The 17472-nt window shown below is 53.4% G+C and carries 16 protein-coding genes and 1 tRNA gene; 14 read left to right on the plus strand and 3 right to left on the minus strand.

Annotated elements, in window-relative coordinates:
* Positions 1 to 31: 31 nt before the first annotated feature.
* The 11 genes from MKZ15_RS00980 (at position 32) to MKZ15_RS01030 (ending at position 10866) form a co-directional block, all read left to right on the plus strand.
* Entirely contained in the window at positions 32 to 976 is a 945-nt protein-coding gene (locus tag MKZ15_RS00980; RefSeq protein ID WP_155607041.1) for a YvcK family protein, read from the plus strand.
* A 5-nt stretch (positions 977 to 981) separates the two neighbouring features.
* The gene (gene whiA / locus MKZ15_RS00985) at positions 982 to 1911 is read left to right on the plus strand and encodes a DNA-binding protein WhiA (RefSeq protein WP_155606933.1); all 930 of its coding nucleotides are present in this window, start codon (positions 982 to 984) and stop codon (positions 1909 to 1911) included.
* Positions 1912 to 2020: 109 nt separating this feature from the next.
* Positions 2021 to 2290, plus strand: coding sequence for an HPr family phosphocarrier protein (locus MKZ15_RS00990; protein WP_155606934.1), 270 nt, complete (start codon positions 2021 to 2023; stop codon positions 2288 to 2290).
* Positions 2291 to 2439: 149 nt separating this feature from the next.
* Positions 2440 to 3195 carry an SIMPL domain-containing protein gene (locus MKZ15_RS00995; RefSeq protein WP_155606935.1) on the plus strand — a complete coding sequence of 252 codons (756 nt, stop codon included), beginning with the start codon at positions 2440 to 2442 and terminating at the stop codon, positions 3193 to 3195.
* Positions 3196 to 3402: 207 nt separating this feature from the next.
* Positions 3403 to 4377 (plus strand): ABC transporter ATP-binding protein, encoded by a 975-nt coding sequence (locus MKZ15_RS01000; protein ID WP_155606936.1) that lies wholly within the window; start codon positions 3403 to 3405, stop codon positions 4375 to 4377.
* Complete coding sequence (locus MKZ15_RS01005; RefSeq protein WP_339819096.1) at positions 4374 to 5225, plus strand: ABC transporter permease; 852 nt, start codon at positions 4374 to 4376, stop codon at positions 5223 to 5225. The genes MKZ15_RS01000 and MKZ15_RS01005 overlap by 4 nt, the downstream gene beginning before the upstream one ends.
* Entirely contained in the window at positions 5222 to 6028 is an 807-nt protein-coding gene (locus tag MKZ15_RS01010; protein WP_155606938.1) for an ABC transporter permease, read from the plus strand. The genes MKZ15_RS01005 and MKZ15_RS01010 overlap by 4 nt, the downstream gene beginning before the upstream one ends.
* Positions 6029 to 6080: 52 nt before the next feature.
* Complete coding sequence (locus MKZ15_RS01015) at positions 6081 to 7124, plus strand: spermidine/putrescine ABC transporter substrate-binding protein (protein ID WP_280516408.1); 1044 nt, start codon at positions 6081 to 6083, stop codon at positions 7122 to 7124.
* 136 nt (positions 7125 to 7260) lie between these two features.
* Positions 7261 to 8040 carry a DUF3298 and DUF4163 domain-containing protein gene (locus tag MKZ15_RS01020; protein WP_339819099.1) on the plus strand — a complete coding sequence of 260 codons (780 nt, stop codon included), beginning with the start codon at positions 7261 to 7263 and terminating at the stop codon, positions 8038 to 8040.
* A 386-nt stretch (positions 8041 to 8426) separates the two neighbouring features.
* Positions 8427 to 9839, plus strand: coding sequence for a glucuronate isomerase (gene uxaC, locus MKZ15_RS01025; protein WP_339819101.1), 1413 nt, complete (start codon positions 8427 to 8429; stop codon positions 9837 to 9839).
* A 19-nt stretch (positions 9840 to 9858) separates the two neighbouring features.
* Positions 9859 to 10866 carry a LacI family DNA-binding transcriptional regulator gene (locus tag MKZ15_RS01030; RefSeq protein ID WP_339819104.1) on the plus strand — a complete coding sequence of 336 codons (1008 nt, stop codon included), beginning with the start codon at positions 9859 to 9861 and terminating at the stop codon, positions 10864 to 10866.
* A 144-nt stretch (positions 10867 to 11010) separates the two neighbouring features.
* On the opposite strand, the gene ade is transcribed toward MKZ15_RS01030, so the two are convergent.
* From ade to MKZ15_RS01045, 3 genes are all read right to left on the minus strand, one after another.
* Positions 11011 to 12807 carry an adenine deaminase gene (ade, locus tag MKZ15_RS01035; RefSeq protein ID WP_339819106.1) on the minus strand — a complete coding sequence of 599 codons (1797 nt, stop codon included), beginning with the start codon at positions 12805 to 12807 and terminating at the stop codon, positions 11011 to 11013.
* A gap of 608 nt (positions 12808 to 13415) precedes the next feature.
* Positions 13416 to 14015: an ATP-dependent Clp endopeptidase proteolytic subunit ClpP gene (gene clpP, locus MKZ15_RS01040; RefSeq protein ID WP_280516406.1), complete on the minus strand. Its 600-nt coding sequence runs from the start codon at positions 14013 to 14015 to the stop codon at positions 13416 to 13418.
* Between the two features lie 223 nt (positions 14016 to 14238).
* Positions 14239 to 14313, minus strand: a tRNA-Arg gene (locus tag MKZ15_RS01045).
* Positions 14314 to 14474: 161 nt separating this feature from the next.
* Here MKZ15_RS01045 and MKZ15_RS01050 point away from each other — a divergent pair.
* From MKZ15_RS01050 to MKZ15_RS01060, 3 genes are all read left to right on the plus strand, one after another.
* Positions 14475 to 15485: a LacI family DNA-binding transcriptional regulator gene (locus MKZ15_RS01050; RefSeq protein WP_155606945.1), complete on the plus strand. Its 1011-nt coding sequence runs from the start codon at positions 14475 to 14477 to the stop codon at positions 15483 to 15485.
* Positions 15486 to 15582: 97 nt separating this feature from the next.
* A complete protein-coding gene (locus MKZ15_RS01055; protein WP_339819108.1) occupies positions 15583 to 16539 on the plus strand; it encodes an ABC transporter permease subunit in 957 nt (318 codons plus the stop codon).
* A gap of 16 nt (positions 16540 to 16555) precedes the next feature.
* Positions 16556 to 17443, plus strand: coding sequence for a carbohydrate ABC transporter permease (locus MKZ15_RS01060; protein ID WP_339819110.1), 888 nt, complete (start codon positions 16556 to 16558; stop codon positions 17441 to 17443).
* The last annotated feature ends 29 nt before the right edge of the window (positions 17444 to 17472 follow it).

Genomic DNA, 17472 nt, shown 5'->3' on the forward strand with positions numbered 1-17472 from the left:
TAAGGAGAACAGAGTTCCGCGGATCGTCGTGATGGGCGGGGGCACCGGATTGTCTGTCATGCTTCGCGGGTTGAAAGAGAAACCGCTCGATATCACGGCTATCGTAACCGTAGCCGACGATGGGGGCAGCTCCGGGATTTTGCGCAACGAACTGCAAATGCCGCCACCCGGCGATATCCGAAACGTATTAACCGCGCTGGCCGACGTCGAGCCGCTGCTGTCGGATATGTTGAACTACCGGTTTGCCTCGGGTTCGGGGCTGGCCGGCCATAGTTTGGGCAATTTGATTTTGGCCGCGATTACAGACATTTCCGGCGATTTTGTGACGGCCGTTCGCGAGCTCAGCCGTGTCTTTGCCGTGCGTGGGCGCGTACTGCCCGCTGCCGGTCAGGCGGTGGTGCTGCATGCGGAGATGGAAGACGGTACGATCGTGACCGGGGAATCGAAGATTCCCGAAGTGCGGGGCCGAATCAAGCGTATCTTCCTTGAACCGGAGGAAGTCGAGCCGTTGCCGGAGGCCGTTGAGGCGATCCGGGAGGCCGACGCGATTCTGATCGGACCGGGTAGCTTGTATACCAGCATCATTCCTAACTTGCTCGTACCAAAGCTGGCGGAGGCCGTATTGGAGAATACTTCTGCGATCAAAATATTCATATGCAACGTCATGACCCAACCGGGCGAGACGGACGATTACACGGTCAGCGACCATTTGCAGGCAGTGTATAACCATGTCGGCAAGCATTTGTTCGACTACGTGATCGTGAATGACGGCGAAATTCCGCCGCAGGTTCAGGATTTCTACGCAGAGAAAGGTGCTAAGCCCGTCCAGGTAGACTGGGATAACGTGACGGGTCAAGGGTACAAGGTCATCGCCGATACGTTGGTGTTGTTCCGAAGATACCTGCGGCATGACGCTGATAAATTAAGCCATCATATTTACCAACTGGTTGATAACTGGATTTTACGAAAGAGGTGAGTCCCTTGTCATTTGCGGCGCAAACCAAAAAAGAGCTGACGATGGTCGAAGCCTCGGACTGCTGCGAGCAGGCCGAATTATCCGCCTTGATCCGGATGAACGGATCGGTGCAGGTTTCGAACAAAAAGATCATTTTGGATATCTCCACCGAAAACGCCGCGATCGCAAGGCGGATCTACTCCTTGCTGAAGAAGCATTTCCAAATTCATACGGAGCTGCTGGTCCGGAAAAAGATGCGCCTCAAGAAAAACAACGTCTACATCGTCCGCATTCCGGCCCGGGTTGAGGAGATTTTACGGGAGTTGAAAATCGTCTCCGAAGGGTTTATTTTCAACTCGGGGATTAATCCGGAGCTCACCCGGAAAAACTGTTGTAAACGGGCTTATCTGCGTGGGGCATTTATGGCCGGAGGTTCGGTCAACAATCCGGAGGGTTCTTCGTACCACCTGGAGATTGCCTCGATGTACGAGGAGCACTGCAAGGCGCTAGTCGATTTGGCGAATGAGTTTCATCTGAACGCACGCTGCATCGAACGGAAGAAAGGGTTTATTTTCTACATCAAAGAAGGCGAAAAAATCATCGAGCTCCTCAGCATCATCGGCGCGCATCAGGCGTTGTTCAAATTCGAGGACGTGCGGATCATGCGTGACATGCGGAATTCCGTGAATCGCATCGTGAATTGCGAGACCGCTAATTTGAACAAAACGATCGGCGCTGCCGTTCGGCAGATCGACAACATCAAGCTGCTTCAGAAGGAAATGGGTTTGGAGAATTTGCCGGAGAAGCTGCGAGAAGTTGCCGAGGTCCGCTTGGCCCACCCCGATATGAACCTGAAAGAAGTGGGCGAGCTGCTCAAAGGAACGGTTAGCAAATCGGGAGTGAACCACCGGCTGCGCAAAATCGACGAGCTTGCCGAAAAAATTCGCGGGAGCTAAAAAGGTTTTGCTGCTAGTGTCTTACGTACTCCGTATGCTATAATGATAGAAATTATAATGTCTACGAATATGATGATGTGGATTGAATTCGTATAGGGGGTAAGTTTTCATGGTTAAACACCCGGTTACCGTTCGTCTGAAGACGGGGCTGCATGCCCGGCCGGCTGCGCTTTTCGTTCAGGAAGCGAATAAATATTCTTCCGAGATTTTCGTTGAGAAAGACGATAAAAAAGTCAATGCCAAGAGCATTATGGGGATTATGAGCCTCGCGATCAGTACCGGTACTGAGATTTTCATCAGCGCGGAAGGTGCGGATGCTGAGCAGGCTGCAAACGCTTTAATCAATTTGGTTAGCAAAGAGGAGTTGGAGAACCAGTAAACGCTGGTTTTGCCATTCGGAACAAGGGGATGTTTCCGTAGATTTACTGCGGAATCATCCTTTTTTTGCGTGAACTGCAACATTTGTACGCGGTTTGCGTTTAGAAGGGTAAATTACCAATGTCTATCAAATAAATGGAGGTCATGAACATGAGAACATGGATGAAGCCTGCGGCATCGCTGCTGGTTGCGGGGACACTGATTGCTGGAGGAATGTTTGTAAGCGGTACCCTGAATGCGCCGACGCCGGTCTATGCGGATGGCGAGATGCAGAAGAATGTGGTTACGGTTGTGGGCAGTGGCGAGTTGTCCGTGAAGCCGGATGTAGCGTATCTATCGATTGGCGTAGTGACGGAAGCCAAGACGGCGAAGGAAGCCCAAAGCGCCAATGCGACCAAGGTTGCTGCACTGACCAAGCTGTTGAAAGAGACATGGGGAATTGCCGATAAGGATATCCAAACCGGCCAATTCTACGTACAGCCGAATTATACGTACAGCGATAAGGAAGGCCAGCAAATCAAGGGGTATTCCGCTCAGCATTCGCTTGAAGTGACCTACCGCGATTTGGCGAAGGTTGGACAGTTGCTCGATGCGGCATCGGCGGCGGGAGCCAACCGGATCGACAATATCCGCTTCAGTACCGAAAATCCGGATCAATATCAGGATCAGGTGATCCAAAAGGCGATGAATGACGCCAACAAGAAAGCGGCGTCGATCGCCAAGGCAGCGAACCGCCAGGTGGGCATCGTACTGAGCATCAGCCAGGCTAATGCTAGCACGCCAATCTTCACGCAGAATTATAAGATGATGGAAATGGCCGCGGCCGATTCCGCAGCTAGCACGCCGGTGGAACCGGGCGAAATTGACTTGCAAACAACATTGACCGTGATGTACGAACTGAAATAAACCGAGCAATAGGAACCGCCCCCGATTTCGATCGGGGGCGGTTTTGATTTGACTCCCTTGGTACCCAACAAAAACTATTGTAACCCGCGTCAAAACAAGGTATAGTGAATATGCGAAAAAATGATCTAGCACCCGTTAAGCCATACCAATGGATATGGCTTTTTTTTCTTAGGAAGACAAGCCTACATTGAAGGAGTTGATGCAAAGATGATAGAACTGGCCGCGGTGGAGAAACGCTTTGCGGGACAGGTCGCCTTGCATCCGCTAACGCTCACGATTAAGGAAGGGGAATTCCTCACCTTGCTGGGCCCGAGCGGCTGCGGCAAGACGACGATTTTGCGCATGATCGCCGGGTTCGAGCAACCGTCCGCTGGAAAAATCCTGCTCGACGGACAGGACCTGACGAATTTGCCGCCAAATCGCCGGGATTTGAACCTTGTTTTTCAACATTATGCTTTGTTTCCTCATATGACAGTGGAAGAGAATGTCGCCTTCGGGCTTAAGATGAAGAAGATGCCAGCCAAGCAGCAGCAGGAACGCGTGCGGGAAGCGGTCGAGATGACGCAACTGACCGCGCTCACCAAGCGTTACCCGCATCAGCTGTCCGGCGGGCAGCAGCAGCGGGTGGCTATCGCGCGGGCGATTGCCAACAAGCCTCGGGTGCTGCTGTTGGATGAGCCGTTAGGTGCGTTGGACCTACAGCTGCGCAAGAGCCTACAAGGCGAGCTCAAGCAGCTGCAGCGCAGTCTCGGCATCACGTTTGTGTACGTGACGCATGACCAGGAAGAAGCGATGATGATGTCCGATCGCATCGTGGTCATGAACAGCGGTCAGGTGGAACAGATCGGCACGCCGCGGGAAATTTACGCACAGCCGGCCACGTTGTTTTCGGCCACCTTCGTTGGCGAGAATAACATCTTCTCCCGGGACGGGCGGTTGTTCGCCGTGCGGCCGGAGAAGCTGAAGGCCGTGCGGGGCGGTGAGAACGGCGAATCCAAGCGAAGCGGCGAGCTGCAAGACGTGCTGTATCTCGGCGGGGTTCACAAGCTGATTGTCCAGCTCGACAACGAACCGATGACCGTCTCGGTGGTGCTCGACGTAAACGATGAGCGCACGTGGCAAATCGGAGAGACGGTTGGGGTGGATTGGAAGCCAGAAGACGAGGTGGTCATCGGATCATGAAGAAATCTGGCTTGAGCATGCTGCCGGTGCTCCTGTGGTTATGCCTGTTCCTGGTCGTGCCGATGCTGATCGTGGTGGGGATCTCCTTTATGGGACGCGACGATCTTGGCAATGTCGTGCTGGCTTTTAATCTGGATGCCTATGCGTTATTTTTCGACCCGTTATATTTGGGGATTTATTGGGACACGATTCTGTTATCCGTATTGACGACTGCATTATGCCTACTGCTCAGCTACCCTTTGGCCTACTATATCGCGAATGCCGGCCCGAGAATGCAAACCTGGGGCCTAGTGCTTATTACCGTGCCGTTCTGGATTAACTTCCTGATCCGCACCTATGCCTGGGTGCTGCTGCTGCGTACGCAAGGGATTGTCAACGAGCTCCTGCTTGGCATCGGGCTGATCTCCGAGCCGCTGCAGATGCTGTACACCAAAGGGGCTGTGTTGCTCGGCATGGTGTATACGTTTATTCCGTTTATGGTGCTGCCAATTTATGTGGCGCTGGAGCAAATGGACAAGAAGTTGCTGGAGGCAGCCAGCGATCTTGGAGCAACGCGCTGGAGATCGTTCTGGCACATTACGCTGCCGCAAACCAAGTCCGGGATCATGACCGGCTCGGTGCTGGTGTACGTATCGACGACGGGGATGTTTGTCGTGACCGATATCCTGGGCGGGGCCAAATCGGCCATGATCAGCAACATTATCCAGAGCCAGTTCCTAGGAGCCCGCAACTGGCCGTTTGGTTCGGCGCTGTCGGTGATCTTCGTGATCACGTCGCTGATTCTGATTGCGCTGTTTAATCGGGCGATGACCTCGCGATATCAAAAGGTGCGGGAGGTGCGTTCATGAAAACCAAAAGCCATCCGCTGCTGGGTGTTCATTCGCTGGTGATGATGATTTTTATCTATGTGCCGATCCTATTTATCGTCGCTTATTCGTTTAACAGTTCTAGGTTGGCGGCGGATTGGAGCGGGTTTACATTCGATTGGTATATTTCGTTGTTCGATAACCGCCATGTCATGGAAGCGCTGGCCAACAGCTTGACCGTGGCGGTTGTCTCGACAGTAATTTCAACGGTGCTTGGCACGCTGGCGGCGCTGGCGATGCGGAAGCTGGGTCGCCGCTTTAAGGCGGGAATGGGCGGCCTGTTGTATCTGCCGATTATTATCCCGGACATCATTATGGGCTTATCCTTGTTGGTCTTGTTCAATCAATTGAATATGCCGCTAGGCAAAATGACGATTATCATCGCGCATATTACGTTCAGCTTGTCCTACGTCTACGTAGTTGTCACCACCCGTCTGTCCGGCATGGGAGGGCAATTGGAGGAGGCGGCACAGGATTTGGGAGCAAGCTCGTGGCAAACGTTCCGACACGTGACCTTGCCGCAAATCGCTCCAGGTATCATCTCCGGGGCGTTGATCGCGTTTACGCTATCGCTGGACGACTTCATGGTGAGCTTCTTTGTCAGCGGGCCGAATTCGACCACACTGCCGATTTACATCTATGGACAAGTCAAACGGGGTATTTCCCCGGAAATTAACGCATTATGTACGATTTTGATCCTGGTAACGGTGACCTTGATTTTCCTGGCGCAATTTGTGCTGAATCGTGGCAAGGGCCAGAAGAAACAATCCGTGCTTCCGTTCTAGGAGGATTCTTATATTCGGTACGACGAAACAGAAGGGAGATTGGGAATTGAACATAAAAAACAAGAAATGGGCTAGCCTCGTACTAGCAGGATTGATGCTTATCGGGTTGCTGTCCGGCTGCGGATCTTCGAAGGAGACGTTGAACATTTACAGCTGGGCCGACAATTTTGACGAGGAAGTGCTGAAGCAATTCGAACAAGAGTTTGACGTGAAGATCAATTATGACGTGTTTGCGAACAATGAAGACCTGCTGGCCAAAATCAAGGCGGGCGGCGGCGGTTATGACCTGATTCAACCGTCGGATTACATGGTGGCTACGATGATCAAGCAAGACCTGTTGGCGCCGCTGGACATGAACAATATTCCGAACTTCGCTAATGTATCCGACGCCTATAAAGACCCAGCATACGATCCAGGGAACAAATACTCGGTCGTATACACCTCAGGGGTAACGGGGATCGCCTACAACACGAAATACGTTAAAGACGAGATCGACAGCTGGGAGGACCTGTGGAATCCCGAGTACAAGGGGAAGGTCATCTTGCTTGACGATAACCGCGAGGTGATCGGCATGGCATTGAAGAAGGCCGGACGCTCCAACAGTTCCACCGATGAAGGCGAGATCACGGCTGCCGTGGAGGATCTGAAGAATTTGCTGCCGAGCGTTTTGGCTTTTGATACCGATAATATTAAGCAAAAAATGATTCAAGAGGAAGGCTGGATCGCCACCGTCTGGTCGGGCGATGCCTCCTACATCGCACAGGACAATCCGGACGTGGCTTATGTCGTTCCGAAGGAAGGCGGCACCATCTGGTCGGACAACTATGCGATTCCGAAGGATTCGAAGCATAAAGAACTAGCTGAGAAATTCATCAACTTCATGCTCGATCCGGAAGTGAGCGCGAAGAACTACGAATCCATTGGCTACAGCGATCCGAATACCAAAGCGACGGAGTTCCACAGCGAAGAGTATCGGAACGACAAAATGATTAATCTGTCCGAGGACGAATTGTCCCGTACCGAATGGCTTGGCGACGTGGGCGACAAGCTGCAGCTGTATGACCGCTTCTGGACCGAATTGAAGAGCGGACGGTAGGATTTTTACAATGGCATCTCTGAAAAGCGCCAGGCACTTCCCATTAGGGAAGGCGTGCTGGCGCTTTTTGCGTACATGAATTATTGCCACCAGGGTCATAATTTAGGTATTAACTTGAAGAGGGTGGCGATATCCAATGAAGCGTAACGCGGTAAAAATGATGACATCGCTGATGACCGCAGGGCTGATGGTTTCCGGTGTGGCTGTCGTTCCGACGGAAGCTGCGCCGCAGTCGCCGGTAGAGCTTAGCGGGGAGATGGGGGCGGCGAAACCGACACTCCAGCAGGAGCAGCAGGGCGTCAAGATCACGAACCATACGATCGAGAAGAAAATCCCCGAAGCCTCGATTAAAGTTGATTATCCGCAAATCAGCGGGTTGAAGAACAAATCGGTCCAGAAGAGGATGAATAAGCTGCTCAAAGAGAAGGCGGAAACGTTTGTGGCAAATGCGCTGAAGGAAGCGAAAGCGGGACAGCCGACGACGCCCAGCGGGAACCCTTACGAATATGTCGGCGTCTACAAGGTGACCTACAATCGCGACGGGGTGCTAAGTCTTTACGAGGATCTGTACTCTTACACCGGCGGTGCGCATGGAATTACCGTGCGGGAGGGTCTGACGTTCCGATTGGATAACGGAAAGCTGCTGACGCTGGACGAGCTGCTCCGGGCGAACCCGAATTACCGCAATATCGTTGACCCGGCCATTGCCAAGAAGCTGCAGGAAACCGACGGGTATTTCGGCAACTTCAAGACGATCGGCCCGAATCCTTCGTATTTTGTGCAGGATGACGGCGTCACGATCTTCTTCCAGCTGTATGACTATCTGCCTTATGTGTTTGGCTTCCCGGAATTCCACTTTCCGTTCGCCCAGTTGCTGCCGCCGGGTACGAATCCGTTTGATTTTAAAACGCGTTAAAGCGTTCGATTCCTTTTTACCGTCCTCTTCGGCTGGATGCTGCCGGGAGGGCGGTTTTTGTATGGAGCGAGGCGAGGGCAGATCCTGCAGTTTGTATAACAAATTCGTTGGGTTCAGGGCGTTCAAGACCCCATTGTTGTACAAATTGCAACATCATTGCGGCAGCAGGTCGGAACGAGCTAGGCCCATTCGGGTCAAGTATGTTGCAGGAAATCCAACAGTAATCCCCTCGATGTTGCACACACACGGAGGTTATTGACAACGTCTTCCCAGCACTTATAAATCTCCTTGCGTTTTACCCGGAAACGGTTACAATGGAATCAGCATAATGATGTTAACGTGAACAATAGGAGAGGCAACGATCCAATTGAAGGGAGAATGGGAATATGGCGAAGAAGTTTTTGGGGAAAAATTTTCTTTTGAACAGCGATACGGCGGAGGTGCTGTACCATCAATATGCGAAGGATCTGCCGATCATCGACTACCACTGCCATTTGAGCCCGCAGGAGATCTACGAGAACAAGACGTTCCGCAACCTGACGGAAGCCTGGCTGGGCGGCGATCATTACAAGTGGCGGGTGATGCGGGCTTGTGGAGTCGACGAGGAGCTCATTACCGGCGGGGCAGATGACTATGACAAGTTCCTAGCTTGGGCCAAGGTTGTGCCGCAGCTGCTGGGTAATCCGTTGTACCATTGGACGCACCTGGAGCTGCAACGGTTCTTCGGGATTCAGGAGCTGCTCAACGAGCAGAGCGCCCCGGCTATCTGGGACAAAGCAAATGCCAAGCTGCAAAGCGAAGGGTTTGGCGCACGCGATCTGATTACGAAGTCCAAGGTCAACGTGGTTTGTACCACCGACGATCCGGCGGATTCACTTGAATATCATTTGAAGATCAAGGAACTGGAGGGCTTCGACACCGCAGTTCTGCCAAGCTTCCGCCCCGACAAGTTCCTAGAGATCAACCGCGATACGTTTAAACCTTGGTTGGCGAAGCTGGAGGCGACGACGGGCAAGCCGATCCCGAATTACGGGGCGTTACTAGACGCGTTGCGCGAGCGGATCGACTTCTTCCATGAAATCGGCGGTCGTGTGTCCGACCATGCGCTAGATACACTGGAGTATCGCGAGACGACGCTGAAGGAAGTGGAGGCGATTTTCGCCAAGGCGTTGAGCAAGGGCTCCGTGACTCCGGTGGAAGAACGGAAATACAAATCGTATACGATGCGCTTCCTAGGCAAGGAATATGCTGCGCGCGGGTGGGCGATGCAGCTGCATATCCATGCGCTGCGGAACACGAACACGGCGATGTTCAAGCGACTTGGCCCCGATACGGGCTACGACGCGATTAACGATGGGCCGCTGGCCGAAGCGCTGGCCGGGCTGCTCGACGCCCTGGAGCAGGATGGCGGGTTGCCGAAGACGATCCTGTATTCGCTGAACCCAAACGATTACTGGGCCCTTGCCAGCATCATGGGCAGCTTCCAGGGTGGCGGAGTGCCGGGCAAGATCCAGTTCGGTACCGCTTGGTGGTTTAACGACAACAAGGATGGGATGACTCAGCAAATGCGTACGCTGGCCAACTTTGGCGTGTTGTCGCAATTCCTCGGGATGCTGACGGACTCGCGCAGCTTCCTATCGTATACACGGCACGAGTATTTCCGTCGCTTGCTTTGCGATGTGCTCGGCGATTGGGTCGATCGCGGTGAGGCACCGGAGGACTTCGAATTGCTGGGACGGATCGTTACCGACATTTGCTATGGCAATGCCAAGCGATATTTTGCTTTTCCGGAACAATAGAAAGGATTGACGCTGCTTCATGTCCGCTACGATTAAAGACATCGCCCGGGCGGCGAACGTCTCGCATATGACGGTTTCCCGGGCGCTGAACAACAGTCCGCTCATCAAGGAGGAGACCAAACGCAAGATCCTAGAGATTGCCGAGCAGCTGCATTACGTGCCGAATTATAACGCGAAGAGTTTGGTGTTGCAGCGCTCCCATACGATCGGGTTGTTTTTTACGAGCATGGTCCAGGGGACGTCCTCCAGCTTCCTCGCAGAGGCCATCCGCGGTGTGGGTCAGGAGGTTGGCGTCCAGTATAATTTGTTTCTCCGAGGGATCGATGATTTCGAGGATTTCAGTTCGATTCATCGCCGTCGGTTTGACGGCATTCTGCTGATGAGCCAAAGCGAACTTGATGATGCGTTTATCCGCCATGTACGGGAGCAGGGGATTCCACTGGTTGTGTTGAATCGGAATGTGGGCGATCCTGGCATGATCAATTTTGTGTCCAACGACCGGGAGGGTGCCTATGCGATGACACGCCATTTAGTCGACTCGGGCCATACATGCATCGCTCTGGTGGAAGGGATCGCCGGCTACAAGTCGACGCAGGAGCGCAAGGAGGGGTATCTAGAGGCCATGACGTCCGCTGGCCTGGAAGTCAGGAGGGAATGGATGGTGGAGGGCCGCTACGACGTGGAGAGCGGGTATTTGGCGATGGGGAGGCTTATGGCGCTGTCGCTGGAGGAACGGCCGACAGCGGTGTTCTGCTGCAACGACGATATGGCGATTGGCGCGATGAAGGCGGCCGCAGAGGCGGGATTGCAGATTCCTGCGGACGTCTCGATCGTCGGCTTTGACGACATCGGCTTCTCACATTACACGAATCCGCCGCTCACCACGGTGCAACGGCCGATCGAGCAGCTTAGCCGGATGGGCGCGTGCAAGATCCTCGAGCTGATTGAGGCACCTGCGACCGGCGGGGAGCTGGTGCAGTTGGACACGCGACTCGTGTGTCGTGAGTCGGTTGGGGTGCTGCGCTAATCTGCGGCAGTATGATCTCGATAGGCCGGTCATGCAACGTGCTCCACGGATCATTGTAAGGGTCATGCTAAAAACCCGCCAGAAGGAACCCTCTGGCGGGTTTATTTAGGGTTGGGTACGTATGGTTCGCAGCTTTAACCGGTGCTAATCGATTTCCACCGGAACGAGCTTGAACTCGTTCACGTCGGCCAGGCCGCGGTTGGTGATACGCAGCTCGGGAATGACTGGCAAGGCGATCAGCGAAAACGTCATGAACGGTGCGTTCAACTGGCAGCCGAGTTGCTTCCAGGCCGCCTCCAGACCCTTCACTTGGGTGACGACGGTCTCCAGCGGCTGATCGGACATCAGGCCGGCGATAGCCATCGGCACCGCCGCGAGCACCTGGCCGTCCAGCACGGCAATCATGCCGCCGCCCAACTTCGCCAGCTCGTTTGCCGCGAATGCCATGTCCTCGGGATTCGTACCCATGACGAGCAGGTTGTGGCTGTCATGTGCGACCGTGGAAGCTACGGCCCCTTGCTTCAGGCCGAAGCCCCGCGCGAAGGCGAGCGACAGCTCGCCGGACCCGCGATGACGGTCGATGCAAGCGAGCGCCGTGATATCCTGCTCGGCGGCCAGCCGCACGATTCCGTCCCCGTCAACCTTGACGGTTGCTGTCCCCTTCGCCGTGCGGGCGCTGTTCTCGATCACGTCAATGACGTGGATCGTCGTTTGCTCTTTGCCGCTGGCGCTGCGGTAGAGGAAATCGGCGGCGGTCAGCGGACGCGCCAATTTCACCGAGGCACGCGCCTGCGGCGGATACGGGTACGCCGGGAACGGAACGCGGAGCTGTCCGTCGTCGTAGGCGACCTTGCCGTCGGTGATAACCGTCGACGGCTCCATCCGCCGCAGATCGCCGATCAGCAGCAGGTCCGCGCATTTACCCGGCGCGATCCCGCCCAAGTCGCCGTCGACCTTGAAGTACCGCGCCGTATTGATGGTTCCCATCTGAATCGCGGTGACCGGATCGACGCCTTCTTCAATGGCCCGGCGCACGACATGGTTCATGTGGCCTTGCTCGATCAACGTCTGCGGATACACGTCGTCGGTGACCAGCAGGATGTTCGAAGGGTTCACCTTATCTTCGGTGACTACCTTGATCACTTCTTTAACGTCATGCCAAGCCGAGCCCTCGCGGATCATCAGGTGCATGCCGATACGCAGCTTGGCCAGCCCTTGCTCCCGGGTCACCGTCTCGTGACAGGAGGTAACGCCCGATGCGGTGTAAGCCTGGAGCATCCGCTCGTCATCGCTCGGAAAATGCCCGGTTACCGTTTTTCCCGCCTCCATCGTAGCTTGGATCTCGCCGTGCATTTTCGGATCTCCAAACACGACGCCGGGGAAGTTCATGACTTCTCCCAATCCTTCGACCCCGTCCCAGGTCATCCCTTCGGCAATATCGCCCGTGTTCAGCGATGCTCCAGCATCCTCCAAATGATCGGTGGCCGGCACGCAGGAAGGAAACGTGGTATAGACCTTAAGCGGCAGGACTTGACCTTCCTCGTGCATCCAGCGCACGCCCTCCGCGCCAAACACGTTGGCGATTTCGTGCGGATCCATAAAGATGCCGGTCGTCCCTTTGGACAGCGCCGCCTTGGCGAACTCGGCTACCGACAGCATGGTGCTCTCAACGTGCATATGCCCGTCCAGAAGCCCGGGAACAATGTGGCGTCCCGCCGCGTCGATCACGACGGTGTCCTCGCCGATCGTGTGCTCGGCGTTCCCCACGAAGGCGATTCGCCCTTCGGCAACGGCGACGTCCGTCTGCGGCAACAGCTCCCCGGTGTAGACATTGACCAACGTACCGCCCTTAACGACCAAATCGGCCTTCGCTTTACCCATGGCGACATTCGCCAACGTACGGCTTACTTCATACAGCTTCTTCCTTGCGGATTGTTTCATCTCCCGATTCACTCCTTTAATTATCCGTCGATTAACCAAGCCAAGTCACACCTAACCATCCCAAGCCGTCTAATGTCACAACTAATCAATTAGCGCCTAGCCGTCCAATGTCACAACTAAATGGCCATCCCAACTGTCCCACCTGAACTAACTTTAGCGCTAATGCTTGCTACAGAGCTTAAGTGGGCCAAAATCGCGGCATTCCGAGTCTAACGCTTACCACAGAGCTTATTGTTCATTTTACAGCGGTAAACAGGTACTCTCGATGAAAATAGCGCCGCTCAGCGTCGTTAGAATAGAAAAACCCCCGAATTTGCTAGTATAGCGTTTCTCATCAGCGTTAGAGCGGACGGTGGCAGAATTCTGCTTATGATCGGCCGGCCCAGCGCCCTCAGCTCGCCCCACGTGGCCCCATGGGCTCCCCCGGGGCCTTCGAGCTCGCCCCACAACCCCCATGGGCTCCCCCGGCGCCTCCGCGCAGTCACCGTGGCTGCCCAGCGCCGGGCTGGCGGGTGCCTTCCCTCGCTTTATTTAAAAATAAATATAACAAGAAAGGCCGCCCTTCGAACAGAACTTTCTGTTCGAAGCGCAGCCTTTCGTCTTAAGCCTTAGGCTTTGGCGGTTGGATCCACTTTTTCGATGACTTTGTCGACCAAGCCGTATTCCTTCGCTTCCGCCGCGCTCATGAAGTAGTCGCGGTCGGTGTCCTTCTCGATCCGATCCAGCGGTTGGCCGGTCCGTTCGGCGAGGATTTGGTTTAGCTTATCACGCATTTTGAGGATACGGCGGGCGCGGATTTCGATGTCCGTTGCTTGGCCCTCGGCTCCGCCGAGCGGCTGATGGATCATGATTTCGCTGTTCGGCAGCGCATAGCGTTTGCCTGGTGCGCCTGCGTTCAACAGGAAAGCGCCCATCGAAGCGGCGAGCCCGACGCAAATCGTGGAGACGTCGGATTTAATGAATTGCATCGTATCATAAATCGCCATACCGGCAGTAATGGAACCGCCAGGGCTGTTAATGTATAGGGAGATGTCCTTCGTTGGATCTTCCGCGTCCAGAAACAGCATCTGGGCAATGATGGAGTTGGCGACGACATCGTTCACCTGGGAGCCCAGGAAGATGATCCGGTCCTTGAGCAGACGGGAATAAATGTCGTAAGCGCGCTCGCCGCGATTGCTTTGTTCAACGACCATAGGAATATAACTCACCAATAAAACCTCCTTAAATTTAGGGCGCTCGCATGGAACGACCCACCCAATGGAATAGTCTGCAAAAATCGCCCCAATCAATCTAAGAATTGACGGAAACGAAGAAGATTAATCTCATCATAAACAATTTAATCGAGAAAGTCAAAGAAAGTCAAACTCAAGAGAATAAAAAAAGTCCAATCGACTAAAAGTCAGGACTTGTTCATGTAAATCAAATATAGAATGGCGCGCCCGCGAGGAATCGAACCTCGATCTCAGGCTCCGGAGGCCTACGTCATATCCATTGGACCACGGGCGCAAATTTAGCGAACAAAAATTATTATATGATATTTCAAATCAAAACGCAAGGCGAAATCCTTAAAGCAAAAAAAGGCCCAAAAAAAGGATTGCCATGAAAGCGTTTCTATGATAACTTGATGAATATATAAAAACGTTTTTATAGATAGGGTGTATCGAGAGATGGGGAAAGTCACCATTAAGGATGTAGCTAAAGCGGCGGGCGTTTCGATCTCCACGGTTTCTAACGCGTTAAATGACGTGGACGTACTGAACCCGGAGACCAAATCCCACGTGCTGAAGGTTGCCAAGCAACTGAACTACGTTCCGAATTTAAACGGGAAGCAGCTGAAGTCGAAGAAGACGAATATGCTCGGCTTTTTCACGACCAGCGTCTCGGGACCTTATTTCTACATTCTGGTCGAGTCGATGGCGCGTGAGAGCGAACGGCTTGGATACGGTTTGCACGTGATGGTTACGGCCGACAAGCAAACCATTATTAGCAATATCATGGGTCGACGAGTCGACGGCGTCATCATTTACGAGGAATTACGGGTTGATGATCAAGATATCGCAATGATGGAGAAAGACAAGATCAAGGCGGTATTTCTCGATCGGGTCATTCAGAAGGAAACGATGGGAACGGTCATTTTCAATTCTTATGCCTCCTCTTACGAAGCCACTAAGTACCTGATTAGCCTGGGCCACAAGAGAATCGCCTACCTGTCCGGCGTGGATACGATGTACGACAGCGTGCAGCGGAAGGAAGGGTACCTCGCCGCTTTACGAGAGCATCAATTGCCGGTGGACGAGGATTTCATTGTGCAGGGGTATTTTGAAGAAGAGAGCACCTATAATGCGGTTCGGGCTTTTGTTCACAAACATCCGGGCAAAATACCGGACGCGATTCTGGCGGGCAACGATCTGAGTGCGATCGGGTGCATTAAGGCTTTGCGCTCGTATGGACTTGAAGTTCCAAGGGACATCAGCGTCGTCGGGTTTGACGATATCGATATCGCTCAGTATTTTACGCCGCCTCTAACCACCGTACGAAATCAAATTGCTCGGCAAGGGATTTTGGCCGTCAACCATTTGGTGAACATGATTAAGAAGCAGGAGCAGGGGAAGGTGCAAAAACTGGACGGTGAACTGATCGTGCGGGGCTCGAGCCATGTCCGTTTAAGGCGAGACTAGGCTCGGGCGCGTTTGAAAGATTCTGACGATAGGGAACTTTTTGATAAAAATAAAAACGTTTTTATTCCTTCCTGAGGAATAAAGAGAGGAGCGCAAAATGGCGAAGTCAGCTGCGGCAGCCAAGAAACCGGTGGGATTAAGATTGAAGCAATTCTTTATCGACTTCGGCAGGCAGTGGGAAATCCAGTCGATGATCTGGCCGGGGATTATTTTTATGATTATATTTTGCTACGTCCCCATTTATGGGTTAACCATCGCCTTTAAGAACTACACGGTCATCGATACGCTAAGCTCCGCCCCATGGGTGGGATTGGATAACTTCAAGATTATCGCAAGCGATCGGTACTTCTGGGATTCGGTGGTGAACACGCTGGGGATCAGCTTTCTGAAACTGGCGATCGGGTTCGTGATCCCGATTATCCTGGCGATCATGATTTACGAACTGAGCATGGGCCGGTTCAAAAAAATCGTACAGACCATTTCCTATCTCCCGCACTTTTTATCCTGGATCGTTCTTGGCGGGATGTTAATCACTTGGTTCTCGACGACCGGCATGTTCAATCAGCTGCTGCTGGACCTGGGAATCATTTCGAAGGCTCAGAACATCATGTTGGATCCGGGCAAATATTGGTGGATCGCCGTGTTGTCCGATGTCTGGAAAGAAGCGGGTTGGGGGACGATCCTCTATCTCGCCATCATGGCCAAGATTGATCCGACCTATTACGAGGCGGCCAAGATCGATGGGGCGAGCCGGCTCCGGCAAATTTGGAACATCACCTTACCGAACATGAAGATGATTATCAGCTTGAACCTGATCCTGACCGTCAGCGGCCTGCTGGGCTCCAACCTGGACCAGACCTTAGTGCTGATCAACTCCCAGAACCGGGAAAAAGCCGAGGTCATCAACTCTTACGTGTACCGGATGGGGATGACGCAAGGGGATTTCTCCTACGCGACCGCCGTCGGTCTCGGCGTTTCGATCGTCTCCGTCATTCTGTTGGTGTTTGCCAATAAGGTGACCAGCAAACTCAACGATAATCAATCTGTCCTGTAAGGAAGGAGCAGCAGCTATGAATCGAAAGGCGGTCAAACAGGATCTCGACAGCCGAATTTTTGATACCGTCAATGTCACGGTCCTGATTCTATTTACAATCATCATTGTCATTCCGCTCTGGAACGTCATCGTTTCTTCCTTCAGTTCGGGGCGATCGCTGGCGGAAGGCGGGTTCGTCTTCTGGCCCAAGGAATTTTCTCTGGAGAACTACGAGGCGGTGTTTCGGGACGATACGATTTGGCAGTCGTTCCTGATCTCGGTCCTGAAGACGGTCATCGGCGTGGTTACCCACGTATTCTTCTGCGCGATGATCGGTTACGGCCTCAGCAAGAGCAATGTGCGCGGCCGCAAGCTGTACGTGACGATGGGCGTCATTACGATGTTCTTCTCGGGCGGCATGATTCCGACGTACTTGCTCATTAAATCGCTGGGTTTGCTTAACAGCTTCTGGGTGTACATCATCCCGGCTTTGTTCAGCTACTACGACGTCGTGATTCTCATGAACTTCTTCCGGAACGTGCCGGATTCCCTGGAGGAATCGGCCAAGATCGACGGTGCCGGAGACTGGAGGATTTTCCTGAAGATCTTTATTCCGTTGTCGATGCCGGCCATGGCTACCATTGCCTTATTCAACGGCGTGAATCAGTGGAACGACTTCATGACGACGAAGTTGTACATCACCGATCAATATCTGTATCCGCTGCAAATGAAGCTGTACGAAATCATCGTTCAATCCCAGACCCAATCGATGCAGAACATCGCGGGTTCCGTCGTGATTGAAACGACCACCAAAGGAGTTCAACTCGCAACAATTGTGATTACGACTTTGCCGATTGTTGTGATTTATCCATTATTACAAAGATACTTTATCTCCGGCATGATGCTGGGGGCGGTGAAGGAGTAACGAATCAGCAACTTAGAATGAGGACGTCT

The organism is Paenibacillus sp. FSL R7-0216, assembly GCF_037969915.1.
Classification (GTDB): domain Bacteria; phylum Bacillota; class Bacilli; order Paenibacillales; family Paenibacillaceae; genus Fontibacillus; species Fontibacillus rhizolycopersici.